This is a genomic window from Micromonospora sp. NPDC003776 (genome assembly GCF_053605645.1).
The window spans coordinates 1-2,444 of the sequence record NZ_JBSGJR010000792.1; the positions used below are offsets into that span (position 1 = coordinate 1).

At 78.0% G+C, this 2,444-nt stretch carries 2 protein-coding genes; one reads left to right on the forward strand and one right to left on the reverse strand.

The window, feature by feature from the left end; all coding sequences use genetic code 11:
* The coding region (locus ACWEVO_RS34975) for a heavy-metal-associated domain-containing protein (protein WP_452311688.1) at positions 1 to 270 on the forward strand (270 nt) is incomplete at its 5' end.
* Here ACWEVO_RS34975 and ACWEVO_RS34980 read toward each other — a convergent pair.
* The coding region (locus ACWEVO_RS34980) for an ATP-binding protein (RefSeq protein ID WP_452311689.1) at positions 267 to 2,444 on the reverse strand (2,178 nt) is incomplete at its 5' end. The genes ACWEVO_RS34975 and ACWEVO_RS34980 overlap by 4 nt on opposite strands.

The window sequence follows — 2,444 nt, forward strand, 5'->3', positions numbered from 1 at the left end:
GCCGCCGGCCGCCGGGCGGCGGACAGCGGACGGACAGCGGCGGCGGGCAGGCTGCCCGGCATGGGGGAGCGGGAGAGGCCGACCACGGTGGCCCTGCCGGCGGGGATCTGCCGCCGGTGCGTCCGGGCGTTGAGCCGTCGGATCAGTGACGTGCCGGGGGTGCTGTCGCTGGAGTACGACGCCGCCGCCGGGGTGCTGCGGGTCGGTGGCGAGCCGGACCTGGCGGCGCTGCGCGCGCTCGGCCTGCCGGTCACGCCGGCTTCCGGTTAGCTCGCCGGGGTGGCCCCGGCCAGCTCGGCGGCGGCCCCGCACGCCCGGTCGGCCTCGTCCGAGCGGCCCGTGGCCGCCGCCGCGTCGGCGGTCAACGTCCACAGTCGCCGCCGCGCCCAGGGGAACTCCCGGTCGGCGAACAGATCGAGCGCCGCCCGGCACTCGTCGTACGCGACCTCCGGGTCGCCGGCCGCGTACGCCAGCCGGGCCCGGCCCCAGGCCGCCCAGGCCCGGCAGCGCGGGTTGCCGTGTCGCCGGGCCACCTCGACCGCCTCGGCGAGCAGCTCGGCCACTCCGTCGCGGCCGCCCGCGTCGAGCCGGGTGTGGGCGAGCTGGACCAGGCTGAACGCCAGCGCGTGCGGGGAGTCGTCCCGGCGGGCCCGGTCCACCGCGCCGGCCAGCACGCGGAGCGCCTCGGTGGGCCGGCCCGCCTCCCGGTGGCTGAGGCCGAGGTGGGCCAGGATCCCGCCGATCAGCATCCGGTCGTCCGACCGGCCGATCAGCTCCAGGCTGCGGGTCCAGTGCCCGGTCGCCCGGTCGAACTCGCCGGCCCGCAGATCGAGCAGCGCCTCCAGGTAGGCGGTCATCCCCGCCCACCACGGGTCGGCCGGGTCGTCCAGCTCGGCCCGGGCCAGGGCGACCAGCTCGCGGCACTCGGCCAGGTCACCGTCGTACGTGCCCTCCCAGGCCACCGCCATCCGCGAGATCGCGGTGTTGCGGGCGTCGCCCAGCTCGGTGAAGAGCGCCAGGCTCTCCCGGGCGGCGGCCCGGGTCCGGGGGGTCGGATAGTAGACCCCGAGCAGCCCGATCCGCTGGTTCGCCAGGGCCCGGCTGGGCGCATCCACCGGGCCGGTCGCCAGCAGCGCGGTGAGCACCCGGAGCCCCTCGTCCCGCAGCCCGTAGTTCCAGTACGGGAAGAGCGCGTCGGCCAGCCGGAAACCGGCCGCCACCCGGTCCGGGCGGGCCAGGCAGCGGTCCACCGCGGCCCGTACGTTGTCGTGCTCCTCGGTCAGCCGGGCCCACGCCTGGCCGCCCTGCCGGGCCGCCGGGCCGTAGCGCTCGGCGAGGGCGGTGACCTGCGCCAGGTGCCGGTCCACCGTGACGTCCTCCTCGCCGGCCGCCACCAACCGGGCCCAGGCGTACTCGCGGACCGTGACCAGCAGCCGGAACCGCCCGGCCGCCGGGTCGGGCACCACCAGCGACCGGTCGACCAGCCGGAACAAAACGTCGAGGACCTGGTCGGCGGCGAGGCCGTCGAACCCGCAGACCTCCTCGGCGGCGGCGAGGTCCCAACCGCCCCGGAACACGGCGAGCCGGCGCAGCAGCCGCCGCTCGTCCTCCGACAGCAGGTCGTGGCTCCAGTCCAGGGTGGCCCGCAGCGTCCGGTGCCGCGCCTCGCTGGTCCGCGTACCGGCGGTGAGCAGGCTGAACCGGTCGTGCAGCCGGGCCGCGATCTCGGCCGGGGGGAGCGCCTTGACCCGGGCGGCGGCCAGCTCCACGGCCAGCGGCATCCCGTCCAGCTGGCGGCAGATGTCCGCCACCACCGGCGCGGTCGCGGCGTCCAGGGTGAAGCCCGGGCGGACCGCCCCGGCCCGGTCGAGGAACAGCCGGACCGCTGCGGCCTGCGCGATCTGGTCGGCCGGCGCCCCCTCCTCCGGTACGTCGAGCGGTGCGACCGCGAGCTGGGTCTCCCCGGGTACGGCCAGCGCCTCCCGGCTGGTGGCCAGCACCCGCAGCGCCGGGCACGCCTCGACCAGGCGTTCCACCAGCACGGCGGCGTCGTCGACGAGGTGCTCGCAGTTGTCCACCACCAGCAGCGCGGGGCCGGTGGCCAGCCGGTCCACCAGGGCCGGCACCGGGTCGGCGCCGGCGATGGCGAGGCCGAGCTGACCGGCCACCGCGGCGGCCAGGTCGGCACCGGCAGCGACCCCGGCCAGCCGGACCAGGTGCACCGGCAGGTCGACCTGGCGGGCCGCCTCCAGCGCGAGGGTGGTCTTGCCGACGCCGCCCGGCCCGGTGAGCGTCACCACCCGGGCGTCGCGCAGTTCCTCGCGTACCCGGCGCAGCTCCGCCTGCCGCCCGACCAGCGAGGCCAGCCGCCGGGGCAACGCGTCCCGGTCGGGCCCGGCGGCCGGGCTCACGGTCTTGGCGGGAACCTCACCCACCGGATCGGC